General features: G+C 70.9%; 15 protein-coding genes. 13 read left to right on the top strand and 2 right to left on the bottom strand.

Features of this window, described 5'->3' with window-relative positions; all coding sequences use genetic code 11:
• Positions 1 to 96: 96 nt before the first annotated feature.
• Entirely contained in the window at positions 97 to 2073 is a 1977-nt protein-coding gene (gene thrS, locus ABZX75_RS18555) for a threonine--tRNA ligase (protein ID WP_355411691.1), read from the top strand.
• Positions 2074 to 2217: 144 nt separating this feature from the next.
• Complete coding sequence (locus tag ABZX75_RS18550; RefSeq protein ID WP_355411689.1) at positions 2218 to 2778, top strand: HIT domain-containing protein; 561 nt, start codon at positions 2218 to 2220, stop codon at positions 2776 to 2778.
• Positions 2779 to 2787: 9 nt separating this feature from the next.
• Here the strand turns inward: ABZX75_RS18550 and ABZX75_RS18545 are convergent, their stop codons facing one another.
• Positions 2788 to 4458, bottom strand: coding sequence for a hypothetical protein (locus ABZX75_RS18545; RefSeq protein WP_355411687.1), 1671 nt, complete (start codon positions 4456 to 4458; stop codon positions 2788 to 2790).
• A 146-nt stretch (positions 4459 to 4604) separates the two neighbouring features.
• Positions 4605 to 6809 (bottom strand): elongation factor G-like protein EF-G2, encoded by a 2205-nt coding sequence (locus tag ABZX75_RS18540; RefSeq protein WP_355411685.1) that lies wholly within the window; start codon positions 6807 to 6809, stop codon positions 4605 to 4607.
• A 260-nt stretch (positions 6810 to 7069) separates the two neighbouring features.
• Between ABZX75_RS18540 and pgsA the strand changes: the two genes are divergently transcribed.
• The 11 genes from pgsA (at position 7070) to yajC (ending at position 16268) form a co-directional block, all read left to right on the top strand.
• The gene (gene pgsA, locus ABZX75_RS18535; RefSeq protein WP_355411683.1) at positions 7070 to 7729 is read left to right on the top strand and encodes a phosphatidylinositol phosphate synthase; all 660 of its coding nucleotides are present in this window, start codon (positions 7070 to 7072) and stop codon (positions 7727 to 7729) included.
• Positions 7729 to 8631: a phosphatidylinositol mannoside acyltransferase gene (locus tag ABZX75_RS18530; RefSeq protein WP_355411681.1), complete on the top strand. Its 903-nt coding sequence runs from the start codon at positions 7729 to 7731 to the stop codon at positions 8629 to 8631. Before pgsA ends, ABZX75_RS18530 begins: the two co-directional genes overlap by 1 nt.
• Positions 8631 to 9800 carry a glycosyltransferase family 4 protein gene (locus ABZX75_RS18525; RefSeq protein ID WP_355411679.1) on the top strand — a complete coding sequence of 390 codons (1170 nt, stop codon included), beginning with the start codon at positions 8631 to 8633 and terminating at the stop codon, positions 9798 to 9800. Before ABZX75_RS18530 ends, ABZX75_RS18525 begins: the two co-directional genes overlap by 1 nt.
• A 67-nt stretch (positions 9801 to 9867) precedes the next feature.
• The gene (locus tag ABZX75_RS18520) at positions 9868 to 10410 is read left to right on the top strand and encodes a hypothetical protein (RefSeq protein ID WP_355411677.1); all 543 of its coding nucleotides are present in this window, start codon (positions 9868 to 9870) and stop codon (positions 10408 to 10410) included.
• A gap of 153 nt (positions 10411 to 10563) precedes the next feature.
• Positions 10564 to 11484: a pyridoxal 5'-phosphate synthase lyase subunit PdxS gene (gene pdxS, locus ABZX75_RS18515; protein ID WP_355411675.1), complete on the top strand. Its 921-nt coding sequence runs from the start codon at positions 10564 to 10566 to the stop codon at positions 11482 to 11484.
• Positions 11485 to 11490: 6 nt separating this feature from the next.
• Positions 11491 to 12084, top strand: a complete 594-nt coding sequence (gene pdxT, locus ABZX75_RS18510; protein ID WP_355411673.1) for a pyridoxal 5'-phosphate synthase glutaminase subunit PdxT — start codon at positions 11491 to 11493, stop codon at positions 12082 to 12084.
• 57 nt (positions 12085 to 12141) lie between these two features.
• Positions 12142 to 12894, top strand: coding sequence for a YebC/PmpR family DNA-binding transcriptional regulator (locus tag ABZX75_RS18505; RefSeq protein WP_355411671.1), 753 nt, complete (start codon positions 12142 to 12144; stop codon positions 12892 to 12894).
• A gap of 237 nt (positions 12895 to 13131) precedes the next feature.
• Complete coding sequence (gene ruvC, locus ABZX75_RS18500) at positions 13132 to 13662, top strand: crossover junction endodeoxyribonuclease RuvC (protein WP_355411669.1); 531 nt, start codon at positions 13132 to 13134, stop codon at positions 13660 to 13662.
• Entirely contained in the window at positions 13659 to 14291 is a 633-nt protein-coding gene (ruvA, locus tag ABZX75_RS18495; protein ID WP_355411667.1) for a Holliday junction branch migration protein RuvA, read from the top strand. The genes ruvC and ruvA overlap by 4 nt, the downstream gene beginning before the upstream one ends.
• Before the next feature lie 234 nt (positions 14292 to 14525).
• Positions 14526 to 15611 carry a Holliday junction branch migration DNA helicase RuvB gene (gene ruvB / locus ABZX75_RS18490; protein WP_355411665.1) on the top strand — a complete coding sequence of 362 codons (1086 nt, stop codon included), beginning with the start codon at positions 14526 to 14528 and terminating at the stop codon, positions 15609 to 15611.
• Between the two features lie 165 nt (positions 15612 to 15776).
• Entirely contained in the window at positions 15777 to 16268 is a 492-nt protein-coding gene (yajC, locus tag ABZX75_RS18485; RefSeq protein ID WP_355411663.1) for a preprotein translocase subunit YajC, read from the top strand.
• Positions 16269 to 16346: the final 78 nt, after the last annotated feature.

Raw genomic sequence — 16346 nt, 5'->3', positions numbered from 1 at the left:
CCCCGCCCGTTAACCGTTTAGCGGCGCGGCCGCTGCGCTCGGTACGATTCAGGCGCGCAGTGTTCGCTCGCGCACCCCCTGAGTCAGGAGAGACCGGTGTCAGACGTCCGTGTGATCATCCAACGCGATTCCGAGCGGGACGAGCGCGTGGTGGCCACGGGCACTACGGCGGCCGAGCTGTTCGCCGGTGAGCGCACCGTCATCGCCGCGCGCGTCGCGGGTGAGCTGAAGGACCTCGCGTACGAGGTGCGGGACGGCGAGACCGTCGAGCCGGTGGAGATCTCCTCCGAGGACGGGCTCAACATCCTGCGCCACTCGACCGCCCACGTCATGGCGCAGGCCGTGCAGGAGCTCTTCCCCGAGGCCAAGCTGGGCATCGGCCCGCCGGTCCAGAACGGCTTCTACTACGACTTCGACGTCGCGAAGCCCTTCACCCCGGAGGACCTCAAGGCCATCGAGAAGCGCATGCAGGAGATCCAGAAGCGGGGCCAGAAGTTCGCCCGCCGCGTGGTCACCGACGAGGCGGCGCGCGAGGAGCTCGCCGACGAGCCGTACAAGCTGGAGCTCATCGGCATCAAGGGATCCGCGTCCACCGACGACGGTGCGAACGTCGAGGTGGGCGGCAGCGAGCTGACCATCTACGACAACCTCGACGCGAAGACCGGCGAGCTGTGCTGGTCGGACCTCTGCCGCGGTCCCCACCTGCCCAGCACCCGCAACATCCCGGCCTTCAAGCTCATGCGGAACGCGGCCGCCTACTGGCGCGGCAGCGAGAAGAACCCGATGCTCCAGCGCATCTACGGCACCGCGTGGCCGTCGAAGGACGAGCTGAAGGCGCACCTCGACTTCCTCGCCGAGGCCGAGAAGCGCGACCACCGCAAGCTCGGCAGCGAGCTGGACCTCTTCTCCATCCCGGACGAGATCGGATCCGGCCTCGCCGTCTTCCACCCGCGCGGCGGCATCATCCGCCGGACCATGGAGGACTACTCGCGGAAGAAGCACGAGGAAGAGGGCTACGAGTTCGTCTACTCCCCGCACGCCACCAAGGGCGCCCTCTTCGAGAAGAGCGGTCACCTGGACTGGTACGCGGAGGGCATGTACCCCCCCATGCAGCTTGACGGTGGTACCGACTACTACCTCAAGCCCATGAACTGCCCGATGCACAACCTGATCTTCGACGCGCGCGGCCGCTCCTACCGCGAACTGCCGCTGCGTCTCTTCGAGTTCGGCACCGTGTACCGGTACGAGAAGTCGGGCGTCGTGCACGGCCTGACCCGCGCCCGGGGCTTCACCCAGGACGACGCGCACATCTACTGCACCCGTGAGCAGATGGCGGAGGAGCTCGACCGCACGCTCACCTTCGTGCTGAACCTGCTGCGCGACTACGGTCTGACCGACTTCTATCTGGAGCTGTCGACCAAGGACCCGGAGAAGTTCGTCGGCTCGGACGAGGTGTGGGAAGAGGCCACCGCGGTCCTCCAGCAGGTCGCCGAGAAGCAGGGGCTCCCGCTGACCCCCGACCCGGGCGGCGCGGCCTTCTACGGCCCGAAGATCTCGGTGCAGGCGCGGGACGCCATCGGCCGCACGTGGCAGATGTCGACCGTGCAGCTGGACTTCAACCTGCCGGAGCGGTTCAACCTGGAGTACACCGCGCCGGACGGCTCCCGTCAGCGGCCGGTCATGATCCACCGGGCGCTGTTCGGCAGCATCGAGCGGTTCTTCGCCGTGCTGCTGGAGCACTACGCGGGCGCCATGCCGCCGTGGCTGGCCCCGGTCCAGGCGGTCGGCATCCCGATCGGCGACGGGCACGTCGAGTACCTTCAGGAGTTCGCCGCCGAGGCGAAGAAGAAGGGCCTGCGGGTCGAGGTGGACGCCTCCTCCGACCGGATGCAGAAGAAGATCCGCAACCACCAGAAGCTGAAGGTCCCGTTCATGATCATCGTCGGTGACGAGGACATGGCCGCAGGCACGGTCTCCTTCCGCTACCGCGACGGTTCGCAGGAGAACGGCGTTCCGCGCGACGCAGCGCTGGCGAAGCTCGTTGACGTGGTGGAGCGTCGCGTCCAGGTGTGACCTGCTCCCCGCCGATGCGGGGGTGATCCAAGGGCGCCCTTAGTGGCCTGCGGCGTGTACACCTTCTCCCCGCCCCGCGGGGCTTCGGCCCCCGGAAAGTGATCACTTTCCGGGGGCCTTCCTCGTCCGCGCGGGCGAGGTCATATGCTGCTTTCCATGACGACTGAGCCGGAGCAGCAGATCGGGGTGGGCACTCAGGACGCGTTCCAGCGTCTGTGGACGCCCCACCGGATGGCCTACATCCAGGGGGAGAACAAGCCGACCGGCCCGGAGGCCGGGGACGGCTGTCCCTTCTGCGGGATCCCGGAGATGTCGGACGAGGACGGGCTGGTCGTGGCCCGGGGCAGGCACGTGTACGCCGTGCTGAACCTCTACCCGTACAACGGCGGGCACCTCATGGTGGTCCCGTACCGGCACGTCGCCGACTACACCGAGCTCGACGGTCCGGAGACCGCCGAGCTCGCGGACTTCACCAAGCGCGCCATGTTCGCGCTGCGCAAGGCGTCGGGCGCGCACGGTTTCAACATCGGGCTCAATCAGGGCAGCGCGGCGGGGGCCGGCATCGCCGCGCATCTGCACCAGCACGTCGTGCCCCGCTGGGGCGGGGACACGAACTTCATGCCGATCGTCGGGCACACCCGCATCCTGCCCCAACTCCTCGCCGACACCCGGCAGATGCTCTCCGACGCCTGGCCGGTCGACTGAGTCGACTGATCAGGCGTCGTACACGTCCGCCTTGCGCGGTGCGGGTTCCTGGATGAGGCCGCTCATGATCGAGGAGCGGTTGGTGAAGCGCTCGGTGTCGACGCCGTTCTCCTCCAGGACCTTGAAGGTGGCGGCGTGGACCGCCCGCAGGACCGGCGCCACGGTGCGCAGCGCGTCATCGGCCATGAACCGGTGGCGCCACATCGGGCCGGCCCAGACGTGCCGGACGCCGAAGGGCTCGGGCAGGACCAGCTTGCCGCCGAGGTAGTCCAGGAGCGGCGGGTACCAGGTCAGCGGGGCCCGCACGGCGAGGCGTACGACCTCCTTGGCGTCCACCAGCGGCAGCCGGCGCTCCTCGGTCTCCCAGAAGCGGATGCTCTTGGGCACCTCGACCGTCGGCTGCACGGGCTTCGTGGTGAACAGCGCGTGTACGGGTCCCAGGGCGTGTGCGGTGACGTCGACCCGCAGCGTCTTGTAGAGCACGGTGACGGTGACCAGCATGGTGATGACGAGCTGGCCGTCCCAGAGCGGGTACTGGATGCCCAGGTAGTGCCGGTTGCCGGCGCTGAACTGCTGCTCGTTGCAGATCCGGGTGATCTCGTGCGGCTTGATCAGGAAGGTGTCGATGTTCTCGCCGGTGGGGCGGGCCACCTCGGCGGCTCCTTCGCCGATCGGGGTGACGATCCAGTGCTGGATGGCGGCGGGCGGGAAGCCGCCGGTGTGCAGGGGGCCGCGTTCCAGTTTGCGGAGCTGGGCGTCGATCGCGCGTATGACGTCCCAGCTGCGGAAGGGGTGGATGTCGGAGCCCTCGGTCGTGGGGGTGAGCTCCTCGGCCATCTGCCAGCTGCCCCAGCGGGTGCCCATGCCGAGTATGCCCTTGGCGCCGGCGTAGAAGACGGAGTTGCTGCGGTCCTCCGCGGTGAGTTTGGCGAGCTGGTGGCGCAGGTCCTCGCGGGCCTTCTCGTCGGGGTTGCCGGGGACGGCCTCCGGGATCTTGGCCGGGACGCCGTCGCCGGAGAGCAGCCCGTCCCAGCGGGAGCGCAGGTCGGCGGCGGTGGCCTCGCAGAGCCGGCGGGCGAGGAGCCAGCCCAGGGCCGGCGCGACGATCATGGCGCGCAGGTACAGGCCCAGGAACCCGGTGAACGGCAGCCGGAACATGAGGACCGCCACCACGAGGGCGACGCCGACCAGGAGCGCGGTGCCGATCCAGGAACCGCGTGCGCCCTTCTTGTCGGAGGACAGGCTCTGGCGGAGCTGGAACAGGCCCAGCCACAGCAGCAGCCCGGGCATGAACAGCACGCCGCACACCAGCATGATCAGGCGGAGCTTGCGGTCGCGCTCCTTGCGGACGCGGGAGGCGGACAGGCAGTGCTCGACGACGGTCTGGGGGTCGGCGCCGAAGGACTGGATGAGCGGTTTGCGGGCGGATCCCAGCGTCCGGACCTCGACGGCGCGGCAGAAGGCCTCGCCGAGGTTGGCTCGGAAGAGGGAGATCTTCGGGGGCTTGACCGTGGCGGGGTGGTGCTCGCTGTTGGCCTTGAGTATGGATTCCAGGTCGGTGTCCCGACCGCCGTCGCGGTACGCGGCGGAGGCGAGGGCGTTGGTCGCCGCCGTCTGGCCCCCGCCGCCCTGGAGAGGAATCTGCGCCCCGGGCCTGAAGTCGAATCCGTCATCCGCCACCGCTGCCCCCATTGCCGTGCGTCGTGCGTTCGTGCTCTTCGTCGCGCCGATGAGCCTATCGGCGGAGCCCGCCCCATGGTCATGGGACAGGGAAATGCCGCCCACCGCAACCGGGTTGGGTGGGCGGCCGCAAAGGGCTACATCAACTAGGTTCCCTTCTCAGTCCGTTCTCGCACCTTGTCCGCGATCTGGGGCGGCATGGGCTCGTGGCGGGCGTAGGCCCGGGCGAAGCGGCCCGTGCCGTGCGAGACGGAGCGCAGCTCGATGGCGTAGCGGCCGATCTCGATCTCCGGGATCTCGGCGCGGACCCGGGTGCGCCCGGTGGTGGCCTGTTCGGTGCCGACGACGCGGCCGCGGCGGCCGGCGAGATCGTTCATCACGGGCCCGACGTACTCGTCGGGGACGATGACGGCGAGCTCGGCGACCGGTTCGAGGAGGTGGATGAGGGCGTCCGAGGCGGCTTCGCGCAGGGCGAGGGCGCCGGCGGTCTGGAAGGCGGCGTCGGAGGAGTCCACCGAGTGCGCCTTTCCGTCGAGGAGGGTGACGCGGATGTCGACGAGGGGGTAGCCGGCCGCGACTCCGCGGGCGGCCTGGGTGCGTACGCCCTTCTCGACGGACGGGATGAACTGGCGGGGCACGGCGCCGCCGACGACCTTGTCGACGAACTCGATGCCGCTGCCGGGCGGCAGCGGTTCGACCTCGATCTCGCAGATGGCGAACTGGCCGTGGCCGCCGGACTGCTTGACGTGGCGGCCGCGGCCGGCGGCCCTGGCGCCGAAGGTCTCGCGCAGGCTCACCCGGTGCGGGACCGGGTCGACCTGGACGCCGTAGCGGGTGCGCAGGCGCTCCAGGGCCACGTCCTGGTGGGCCTCGCCGAGGCACCACAGGACGACCTGGTGGGTGTGCGGGTTCTGCTCCAGCCGCATGGTGGGGTCCTCGGCGACGAGCCGGGCCAGGCCCTGGGAGAGCTTGTCCTCGTCGGCCTTGCTGTGGGCCTCGATGGCGAGGGGCAGCAGCGGTTCGGGCATGCTCCAGGGCTCCATGAGGAGCGGATTCTCCTTGGCGGAGAGGGTGTCGCCGGTCTCGGCGCGGCTGAGCTTGGCCACGCAGGCGAGGTCGCCGGCGATGCACCGGTCCAGGGTGCGCTGGTGTTTGCCGAAGGGGGAGGTGAGGGCGCCGATCCGTTCGTCTTCCTCGTGGAGGGCGCGGCCCTCGTGGACCCGGTCCGCAGGACCGTGGCCGGATACGTGGACGGTGTCCTCGGGGCGCAGGGTGCCGGAGAAGACGCGGACGAGGGAGACGCGGCCCACGTACGGGTCGGACGAGGTCTTGACGACCTCGGCGACGAGGGGGCCGTCGGGATCACAGGTGACGGCGGGACGGGGGGAGCCGTCGGGTGCCGTGACGGGGACGGGGGCGCGCTCCAGGGGGGTGGGGAAGCCGCCGGTGATCAGTTCGAGGAGTTCCAGGGTGCCCAGGCCCTGGCGGGCGCCTTCGGCGGCGGGGGCGGCCATCAGGACGGGGTGGAAGGTGCCGCGGGCGACGGCGCGCTCCAGGTCGTCGACGAGGGTCTTCATGTCGATGTCCTCGCCGCCGAGGTAGCGGTCCATCAGCCCCTCGTCCTCGCTCTCGGCGATGATGCCCTCGATGAGGCGGGAGCGGGCGTCGGTGATGAGGGCGAGCTCGGCGGGGTCCGGGTCCCGCTCGGTGCGCTGCCCGGAGGTGTACTCGTAGACGCGCTGGGAGAGCAGGCCCAGGAGGCCGGTGACGGGGGAGTGCCCGTCGGGGCCGGCGGGTCCGTACAGGGGCAGGTAGAGCGGGATGACCGCGTCGGGGTCGTCGGCGCCGAAGATCTCGCCGCAGACTTCTGTCATCTGGGCGTAGTCGGCGCGGGCGGCCTCCAGGTGCGTGACGACGATGGCGCGGGGCATGCCGACGGCCTCGCACTCGTCCCAGACCATGCGGGTCGCTCCGTCGATGCCGTCAGAGGCGGAGACGACGAAGAGAGCCGCGTCCGCGGCGCGCAGACCGGCTCTGAGTTCTCCGACGAAGTCGGCGTATCCGGGGGTGTCCAAGATGTTGATCTTGATTCCGTCCCATTCGACGGGGACGAGGGAGAGCTGGACGGAGCGCTGTCGCCGGTGTTCGATCTCGTCGTAGTCCGAGAGGGTGGCGCCGTCCTCGACCCGGCCGGCCCGGTTGACCGCTCCGGCGGTCAGGGCCAGGGCTTCGACCAGCGTGGTCTTGCCGGAACCGCTGTGGCCGACCAGCACGACGTTCCGTACGGAGGACGGTCGGTCGGCCGTCAGTGCCCTGCCGGCGGCCCCGGCTTGGTGTGATGTGGCTCCCATGATGCTCGTGCCTCCCGGTGGTGGAGGTTTCCTTGGAAGCGGGAAACGGGGTTCTTCGAGCTTTGCACCGGTGTCACACCACGTCCATACGTCGTACCGGGGCCGCCCGCGGCGGTGGCCGGGACCGGTCTGTGGGGCGAAGAACGTCTTGCGCGCCACGAACCGGTGGGTGCGCGGCGTCCGGGAGGCGGCGCGCTGGCTACGATGGGCCAGCCGGTGGCCGTGGTGGCCGTGCGGCCCAGCGACCCTCCGGGAAGGCCATGCTGAACAAGTACGCGCGTGCATTCTTCACGCGTGTTCTCACGCCATTCGCCGCTTTTCTGCTCCGGCGGGGGGTGAGCCCGGACGCCGTGACCCTGATCGGCACGGCCGGAGTGGTCGCGGGAGCGCTTGTCTTCTTCCCCCGCGGAGAGTTCTTCTGGGGCACGATCACCATCACCCTGTTCGTCTTCTCCGACCTCGTGGACGGGAACATGGCCCGCCAGGCCGGCGTCTCCAGCCGGTGGGGGGCCTTCCTGGACTCGACGCTCGACCGGGTGGCCGACGCGGCGATCTTCGGCGGCCTCGCGCTCTGGTACGCGGGCTCCGGGAACGACAACGCGCTGTGCGCGGTCGCGATCTTCTGCCTGGCCAGCGGCCAGGTGGTCTCGTACACGAAGGCGCGCGGCGAGTCGATCGGCCTTCCGGTGGCCGTCAACGGGCTCGTCGAACGGGCCGAGCGGCTGGTGATCTCGCTGGTCGCGGCCGGTCTGTCCGGGCTGGAGACCTTCGGGGTGCCGGCCTGGATCGGGATGCTGCTGCCGATCGCGCTGTGGGTCGTGGCGGCGGGCTCGCTCGTCACGCTGATCCAGCGGGTGGTCACCGTACGCCGTGAGTCGGCCGAGGCCGACGCGGCCGCCGCCGAGGGCGGCGCGGCCTGATGGGCGCCGCGCGGGACAAGCTGGTCGACGGCCTGTACGGGCTGGGCTGGGCCGGAGTGAAGAAGCTGCCGGAGCCGGCCGCGGTGGCCCTCGGCCGCCGGATCGCGGACTTCGCGTGGAAGCGGCGCGGCAAGAGCGTGCTGCGGCTGGAGTCGAATCTGGCGCGGGTGGTGCCCGACGCCGGGCCGGAGCGGCTGCGCGAGCTGTCGCGGGCGGGCATGCGCTCCTACATGCGGTACTGGATGGAATCCTTCCGCCTGCCGGCCATGGACCCGAAGCGGTTCGGCACGGACGTCGAGATGAAGGACGACCACATCCTGCGCGAGGCCCTCGCCTCCGGGCGCGGGGTCGTCGTCGCCCTGCCGCACCTGGCGAACTGGGACCTCGGCGGGGCCTGGGCCGTCGGCCACATCGGCGTCCCGTTCACCACGGTCGCCGAGCGGCTCAAGCCCGAGAGCCTCTACGACCGCTTCGTGGCCTACCGCGAGAGCCTGGGCATGGAGGTGCTGCCGCACACCGGCGGCGCCGCCTTCGGGACCCTCGCCCGCCGGCTCCGCTCCGGCGGCATGGTCTGTCTGGTCGCGGACCGTGACCTCTCGGCCTCCGGGGTGGAAGTGGACTTCTTCGGTTCGACCGCGCGCATGCCGGCCGGGCCGGCGCTGCTGGCACAGCACACGGGCGCGGTGCTGCTCCCGGCGACCCTGTACTACGGCGACACGCCCAAGATGTACGGCCGCATCCACCCCGAGGTGCAGGTGCCCAGGACGGGGACCCGGACCGAGAAGACCTCCGTCATGACGCAGGCGATGGCGGACGCCTTTGCCTGGGGGATCGCCGAGCACCCGGAGGACTGGCACATGCTGCAGCGGCTGTGGCTGGACGACCTGGAGGAGCGCGCGTAGTGAAGATCGGCATCGTGTGCCCGTACTCGTGGGACGTCCCCGGCGGCGTCCAGTTCCACATCAGGGACCTGGCGGAACACCTGATCCGCCTCGGCCACCAGGTGTCGGTACTGGCCCCGGCGGACGACGAGACCCCGCTGCCGCCGTACGTGGTCTCGGCGGGACGGGCGGTGCCGGTGCCGTACAACGGGTCGGTGGCCCGGCTGAACTTCGGCTTCCTGTCGGCGGCCCGGGTGCGGCGCTGGCTCCACGACGGCACCTTCGACGTGATCCACATCCACGAGCCGGCCTCGCCCTCACTGGGGCTGCTGTCCTGCTGGGCGGCGCAGGGGCCGATCGTGGCGACCTTCCACACCTCGAACCCGCGCTCGCGGGCGATGATCGCGGCGTACCCGATCCTGCAGCCGGCGCTGGAGAAGATCAGCGCGCGGATCGCGGTGAGCGAGTACGCGCGGCGCACACTGGTGGAGCACCTGGGCGGCGACGCGGTGGTGATCCCGAACGGCGTCGACGTGGGCTTCTTCGCCTCCGCCGAGCCGAAGCCCGAGTGGACCGGCCAGACGCTGGGCTTCATCGGCCGCATCGACGAGCCGCGCAAGGGCCTGCCCGTGCTGATGTCGGCCTTCCCCGAGATCGTGGAGGCCTGTCCGGACGTACGCCTGCTGGTCGCGGGCCGCGGTGACGAGGAGGAGGCGGTGGCCTCGCTGCCCGCGGAGCTCCGCCCGCGGGTCGAATTCCTCGGCATGATCTCGGACGAGGACAAAGCGCGGCTGCTGCGCAGCGTCGACGTGTACGTCGCCCCGAACACCGGCGGCGAGAGCTTCGGCATCATCCTCGTCGAGGCCCTGTCGGCGGGCGCGGCGGTCCTGGCCTCCGACCTGGACGCCTTCGCGCAGGTCCTGGACCAGGGCAGCGCGGGCGAACTCTTCACGAACGAGGACGCCGCCTCCCTGGCGTCGGGCGCCATCGCCCTGCTGCGCGACCCGGCCCGCCGCGCGGCCCTGAGCACCCGCGGTTCGGCCCACGTCCGCCGCTTCGACTGGTCCACGGTCGGAGCGGACATCCTGGCGGTCTACGAAACGGTGACGGACGGCGCCACGGCGGTGGCCGCCGACGAACGCGTCCCGCTCCGCACCCGCCTGGGCTTCTCGCGGGACACGTCGGACTGACGGCCGAAGTGGCCCTCCGGGGCCGGGGCGCGCAAGGGGTGGGCCCCAAAGGGTAGTGTCGCCGCCCGTGATCGAAACCCTTGTCTGGATCGCCCTGGCTCTCGGTGTCATCGGGGTCTACCTCAGCTGGACCGCCGGTCGGCTGGACCGGCTGCATTCGCGGATGGACGCCGCGCGGGCCGCACTGGACGCGCAGCTGGTGCGGCGGGCGTCCGTAGTGCTGGAGGTGGCCACCTCTGGGGTGCTCGACCCCGCGTCGTCCCTGGTGCTGTACGAGGCCGCGCACGCCGCCCGGCAGGCCGAGGAGGAGCAGCGGGAGGTGGCGGAGAGCGAGCTGAGCCAGGCGTTGCGGGCGGTGTTCGCGGACGCCCACCAGGTCGATGTGCTCAAGGCGGCTCCGGGCGGGGCCGAGGCGACGGAGGACCTGGCGGCGGCCGTCCGCCGGGTGCCCATGGCGCGGCGGTTCCACAACGACTCCGTGCGGGCCGCCCGCGCCCTGCGCAAGCACCGCAAGGTCCGCTGGTTCCGGCTGGCGGGGCACGCGCCCTTCCCGCTCGCGTTCGAAATGGACGACGAGCCTCCGGTGGATCTCGCCGAGCGGCCCGTCTAGGTCCTGCCAGGGCCGCAGGGGACAAGTGGAAGAGCCACTGGCTCCACATTGGCCCTTGCAGTGGACTGGTCGCGGAGGGTTTCCTCAGTCGAGTACCACCCGTGTGACCCGGTACCCCCGCGTACCAGTCTTCCTTTCGAGTGAGGTCAATCCGTGAGCACGCTTCCCTCCACCCCGCAGTCCTCCGAGTCTTCGGCGATCGGCACCTCGCGCGTCAAGCGCGGCATGGCCGAGCAGCTCAAGGGCGGCGTGATCATGGACGTCGTCAACGCCGAGCAGGCGAAGATCGCCGAAGACGCCGGCGCCGTGGCCGTCATGGCCCTGGAGCGGGTCCCGGCCGACATCCGCAAGGACGGCGGGGTCGCCCGCATGTCCGACCCGAACATGATCGAAGAGATCATCGAGGCCGTCTCGATCCCGGTCATGGCCAAGTCCCGCATCGGGCACTTCGTCGAGGCCCAGGTCCTGCAGTCCCTCGGCGTCGACTACATCGACGAGTCCGAGGTCCTGACCCCGGCCGACGAGGTCAACCACTCCGACAAGTGGGCGTTCACCACCCCCTTCGTCTGTGGCGCCACCAACCTGGGCGAGGCCCTGCGCCGCATCGCCGAGGGCGCGGCCATGATCCGCTCCAAGGGCGAGGCCGGCACCGGCAACGTCGTCGAGGCCGTCCGCCACCTGCGCCAGATCAAGAACGAGATCGCCCGCCTGCGCGGCTACGACAACAACGAGCTGTTCGCCGCCGCCAAGGAGCTGCGCGCGCCGTACGAGCTGGTCAAGGAAGTCGCCGAGCTCGGCAAGCTCCCGGTCGTGCTGTTCTCCGCCGGTGGCGTCGCCACCCCGGCCGACGCCGCGCTGATGCGCCAGCTCGGCGCCGAGGGCGTCTTCGTCGGCTCCGGCATCTTCAAGTCGGGCGACCCGGCCAAGCGCGCCGCCGCCATCGTGAAGGCCACCACCTTCTACGACGACCCGAAGATCATCGCGGACGCCTCCCGCAACCTGGGCGAGGCCATGGTCGGCATCAACTGCGACACCCTCCCCGAGTCCGAGCGCTACGCCAACCGCGGCTGGTAACCGGTCATGACCAACACCCCCGTGATCGGTGTCCTGGCTCTCCAGGGCGACGTACGGGAGCACCTGATCGCCCTGGCCGCGGCGGACGCCGTGGCCAGGCCGGTCCGGCGTCCCGAGGAGCTCGCCGAGGTCGACGCCCTGGTGATCCCCGGCGGCGAGTCCACGACGATGTCGAAGCTCGCCGTGCTGTTCGGCATGCTGGAGCCGCTGCGCGAGCGCGTGCGGGCCGGCATGCCGGTGTACGGCACCTGCGCCGGCATGATCATGCTCGCCGACAAGCTGCTGGAAGGCCGTGACGACCAGGAGACGCTGGGCGGCATCGACATGATCGTCCGCCGCAACGCCTTCGGCCGCCAGAACGAGTCCTTCGAGGCGCAGATCGACTTCGCGGGCGTAGCGGGCGGCCCGGTCGAAGGCGTCTTCATCCGGGCCCCGTGGGTCGAATCCGTCGGCGCCGCCGTGGAGGTGCTCGCCACGTACGACGGCCACACGGTCGCCGTGCGGCAGGGCAACGTCCTCGCGACCTCGTTCCACCCCGAACTGACCGGCGACGACCGCGTCCACGCGTACTTCGTCGACATGGTGCGCGCGGGGCTGTAATCAGGTCCCGGTAGGATCGGTGACGAACACTGTTGGTGACGCGAAGGAGACAGGCGGATGTCCGGCCACTCTAAATGGGCTACGACGAAGCACAAGAAGGCCGTGATCGATGCCAAGCGCGGCAAGCTCTTCGCGAAGCTGATCAAGAACATCGAGGTCGCGGCCCGGATGGGCGGCGCTGACATCGACGGCAACCCGACGCTCTTCGACGCCGTTCAGAAGGCCAAGAAGAGCTCGGTGCCGAACAAGAACATCGACTCCGCGGTCAAGCGCGGCGGTGGCCTCGAGGCCGGCGGCGCCGACTACGAGACGATCATGTACGAGGGCTACGGTCCGAACGGTGTCGCGGTGCTCATCGAGTGCCTCACCGACAACCGCAACCGTGCCGCCTCGGACGTGCGCGTCGCCATGACCCGCAACGGCGGCTCCATGGCCGACCCGGGCTCGGTCTCGTACCTGTTCAACCGCAAGGGCGTCATCATCCTGCCCAAGAGCGAACTGTCCGAGGACGACGTGCTCGGCGCGGTGCTCGAGGCCGGCGCCGAAGAGGTCAACGACAACGGCGACACCTTCGAGATCGTCAGCGAGGCCACGGACCTGGTCGCGGTCCGCACCGCGCTCCAGGACGCCGGCATCGACTACGACTCGGCCGAGGCCAGCTTCGTCCCCTCGATGCAGGTCGAGCTCGACGAAGAGGGCGCGCGCAAGATCTTCAAGCTCATCGACGCACTGGAGGACAGCGACGACGTGCAGAACGTCTTCGCCAACTTCGACGTGTCGGACGAGGTCATGGAGAAGGTCGACGCCTGAGCCCCTTTTTTGCGGCTAAACCTCCCCCAGCTACCTCCCCCAGACTCCGTCCGGGGGGACCCCCTCGGAGGTGCCCCCGGCCGCTCTCGCGGATGTGGTTGTCCGCCGCTGTGGTTGCTCAGTTGATGGTTGCTGTTTTCGGCGGGCCGACAGGACACACCCTGTCGGCCCGTCGCTTTGTCAGTGGGGCCGGATAGCCTGCGCACGGACAGGTGATCGAAGGCAGGGGTGGGTGCGGTGCGCGTACTGGGTGTGGACCCCGGGCTGACGCGGTGCGGTGTCGGCGTGGTCGAGGGAGTCGCCGGCCGTCCCCTGACCATGCTCGCAGTGGGGGTCGTACGGACGCCCGCGGACGCCGAGTTGGGCCACCGGCTCGTCGCCATCGAGCAGGGCATCGAGGAATGGCTCGACACGCACCGGCCCGAAGTCGTCGCCGTGGAGCGGGTCTTCAGCCAGCACAACGTCAGCACCGTGATGGGCACCGCCCAGGCCAGTGCCGTCGCCATGCTGTGCGCCGCGCGCCGCGGGATACCGGTCGCCCTGCACACCCCGAGCGAGGTCAAGGCCGCCGTCACCGGCACCGGCCGGGCCGACAAGGCGCAGGTCGGGGCCATGGTCACCCGGCTCCTGCGGCTGGCCGAGCCGCCCAGGCCCGCCGACGCCGCCGACGCCCTCGCCCTCGCCATCTGCCACATCTGGCGGGCCCCCGCCCAGAACCGCCTCCAGCGGGCGGTCGCCCTGCACGCCTCGAAAGGCCGTACCCGATGATCGCCTTCGTCAGCGGCCCAGTCGCCGCGCTCGCCCCCACCCTCGCCGTCATCGAGGTCGGGGGAGTGGGCATGGCCGTGCAGTGCACGCCGGCCACCATCGCGAGCCTGCGGACGGGCGAGCAGGCGAGGCTCGCGACCTCGCTCGTCGTCCGGGAGGACTCCCTGACGCTCTACGGCTTCGCCGACGACGACGAGCGGCAGGTCTTCGAGCTGCTGCAGACGGCGAGCGGGGTCGGGCCGAGGCTGGCGCAGGCGATGCTGGCGGTGCACCGGCCGGACGCGCTGCGGCTGGCGGTGTCCACGGGGGACGAGAAGGCGCTGACGGCGGTGCCGGGCATCGGCAAGAAGGGCGCCCAGAAGCTGCTGCTGGAGCTGAAGGACAGGCTGGGGGCTCCGCTGGGCGCGAGTGGACTGGTGGGGGCGCAGCGGGCCGTCGCGGCCGGCCCCGCGCCGTGGACCGAGCAGCTCCAGGCCGCGCTGATCGGGCTCGGCTACGCGTCCCGGGAGGCCGACGAAGCCGTCTCGGCGGTGACCCCGCAGGCCGAGGCGGCCATCGCCGCCGGGGGCTCGGCCCCCGTGCCGCAGCTCCTGCGGGCGGCCCTCCAGACCCTGAACCGCACCCGCTGAGCCCGCCGGCCCGCGGCGCCGCCGCCGGGGGCCCTGCCCCCGTGACAGCCGTGCCGCACCCGCCTACGGGGCCGCGTGCGGCTGACGCCGGCCTCGCGGGCTCGGACCGCCGACGGGGCAGGGCAAGCCTCGCGGGTGAGGCGCGGGTCCGGGGCGAAGCCCAGTAGGGCGGCCCGCGGGGGCACCCGGGCCGGACCACGACCACCGCACCAACCGAGAAGGCAGACTGACACCGTGAACTGGGACGACGAGACCACCGCCGAGGACGAGGCCCGCATCGTCGCCGCCGCCGCGGACGGGGAGGACACCGCCGTCGAGGCGGCGCTGCGGCCCAAGGACCTCGGGGAGTTCGTCGGTCAGGAAAAGGTCCGCCAGCAGCTGGACCTCGTCCTCAAGGCGGCCCGCCAGCGCGGCGCCACCGCCGACCACGTCCTGCTCTCCGGTGCGCCCGGCCTCGGCAAGACCACGCTGTCGATGATCATCGCGGCCGAGATGGGCGCGCCCATCCGCATCACCTCCGGCCCCGCCATCCAGCACGCCGGCGACCTGGCCGCCATCCTCTCCTCCCTCCAGGAGGGAGAGGTCCTCTTCCTCGACGAGATCCACCGCATGTCCCGGCCCGCCGAGGAGATGCTGTACATGGCCATGGAGGACTTCCGCGTCGACGTGATCGTCGGCAAGGGACCGGGGGCCACCGCGATCCCGCTGGAGCTGCCGCCGTTCACCCTGGTCGGGGCCACCACGCGGGCCGGACTGCTGCCACCGCCCCTGCGCGACCGCTTCGGCTTCACCGGACACATGGAGTTCTACGCCCCCGAGGAGCTGGAGCGCGTCCTGCACCGCTCCGCCCGCCTCCTCGACGTGGAGATCGACACCGCCGGCGCCGCCGAGATCGCCGGGCGTTCGCGCGGCACCCCGCGCATCGCCAACCGCCTGCTGCGCCGCGTCCGCGACTACGCCCAGGTCAAGGTGGACGGAGTGATCAACCGCGAGGTGGCCCGTACCGCGCTCCAGGTGTACGAGGTGGACGCCCGCGGACTCGACCGGCTGGACCGGGCCGTGCTGGAGGCGCTGCTCAAGCTGTTCGGCGGCGGCCCCGTCGGGCTGTCGACCCTCGCCGTGGCCGTCGGCGAGGAGCGGGAGACCGTGGAAGAGGTCGCGGAGCCCTTCCTGGTCCGTGAGGGGCTGCTCGCTCGTACGCCGAGGGGACGGGTGGCCACGCCTGCCGCGTGGGCCCACCTGGGCCTCGTACCGCCGCAGCACGGCGCCAGTGGATCGATCAGTGGATCAAGCGGACAACCGGGCTTGTTCGGAGCCTGACGGCGCGGAGGTTCGCCCCCTCAGGAACTGCGGTGCCATGCTGGGCGTTGTTCCATCGGTGCGGACTCGCCTAGACTCCGCCGATGCCGACCCTTCGGGTCGGTATGCCCACCCCCGTAGAAATAGGCCGCCTTCCCATGCGGTCGTGCGAAGGATCTTCGTCCCGTGAACAGTCTCGTGACCTTCCTGCCGTTCGTCGTGCTCATCGGGGCGATGGTCCTGATGACCCGCTCGGCCAAGAAGAAGCAGCAGGCGGCCGCGCAGATGCGCGACCAGATGACGCCCGGTACCGGCGTCCGCACCATCGGCGGCATGTACGCCACGGTGAAGGAGATCGGCGACGACACCGTCACCCTTGAGGTGGCCCCCGGCGTCCACGCGATCTACGCGAAGAACTCCATCGGCGCGGTGCTCGAGGACGCGGAGTACAACCGCATCGTCCACGGCATCAGCGACGAGCCGGTCGGCGACACGCCGGTCGTCCCGGACGACGCGTCCTCGCTGACCGAGGGCCCCAAGACGGTCCTCGCCAAGGACTCGGACACGGCCGAGGCTCCCAAGCTCGACCTGGGCAAGAAGGACGAGCCCCAGGCCGGCGAGCCCAAGGCCGATGAGCCCAAGGACGGCAAGACCGACGGCGAGGCCGGCGCGAAGTAGCGCGCGGCCGGGGGCCGCGAGGGCGCCTGACCGGCGGCCGCCGCGGTCCCCGTCAGTGACACTTCCGCGGGGGGGCAG

This window comes from Streptomyces sp. NPDC003038 (genome assembly GCF_040611115.1).
In the GTDB taxonomy this organism is placed as follows: domain Bacteria; phylum Actinomycetota; class Actinomycetes; order Streptomycetales; family Streptomycetaceae; genus Streptomyces.
This window is presented reverse-complemented; position numbering and strand designations above follow the sequence as displayed.

What these genes read in the sequence shown, in the direction of transcription:
- pgsA (WP_355411683.1), top strand. Translation starts at nt 7,070, where the DNA reads ATGCTGAACAAGTACGCGCGTGCATTCTTCACGCGTGTTCTCACGCCA.
- ABZX75_RS18505 (WP_355411671.1), top strand. Translation starts at nt 12,142, where the DNA reads ATGTCCGGCCACTCTAAATGGGCTACGACGAAGCACAAGAAGGCCGTG.
- ABZX75_RS18550 (WP_355411689.1), top strand. Translation starts at nt 2,218, where the DNA reads ATGCTGCTTTCCATGACGACTGAGCCGGAGCAGCAGATCGGGGTGGGC.
- pdxT (WP_355411673.1), top strand. Translation starts at nt 11,491, where the DNA reads ATGACCAACACCCCCGTGATCGGTGTCCTGGCTCTCCAGGGCGACGTA.
- ruvA (WP_355411667.1), top strand. Translation starts at nt 13,659, where the DNA reads ATGATCGCCTTCGTCAGCGGCCCAGTCGCCGCGCTCGCCCCCACCCTC.
- ABZX75_RS18540 (WP_355411685.1), bottom strand. Translation starts at nt 6,809, where the DNA reads ATGGGAGCCACATCACACCAAGCCGGGGCCGCCGGCAGGGCACTGACG.
- ABZX75_RS18530 (WP_355411681.1), top strand. Translation starts at nt 7,729, where the DNA reads ATGGGCGCCGCGCGGGACAAGCTGGTCGACGGCCTGTACGGGCTGGGC.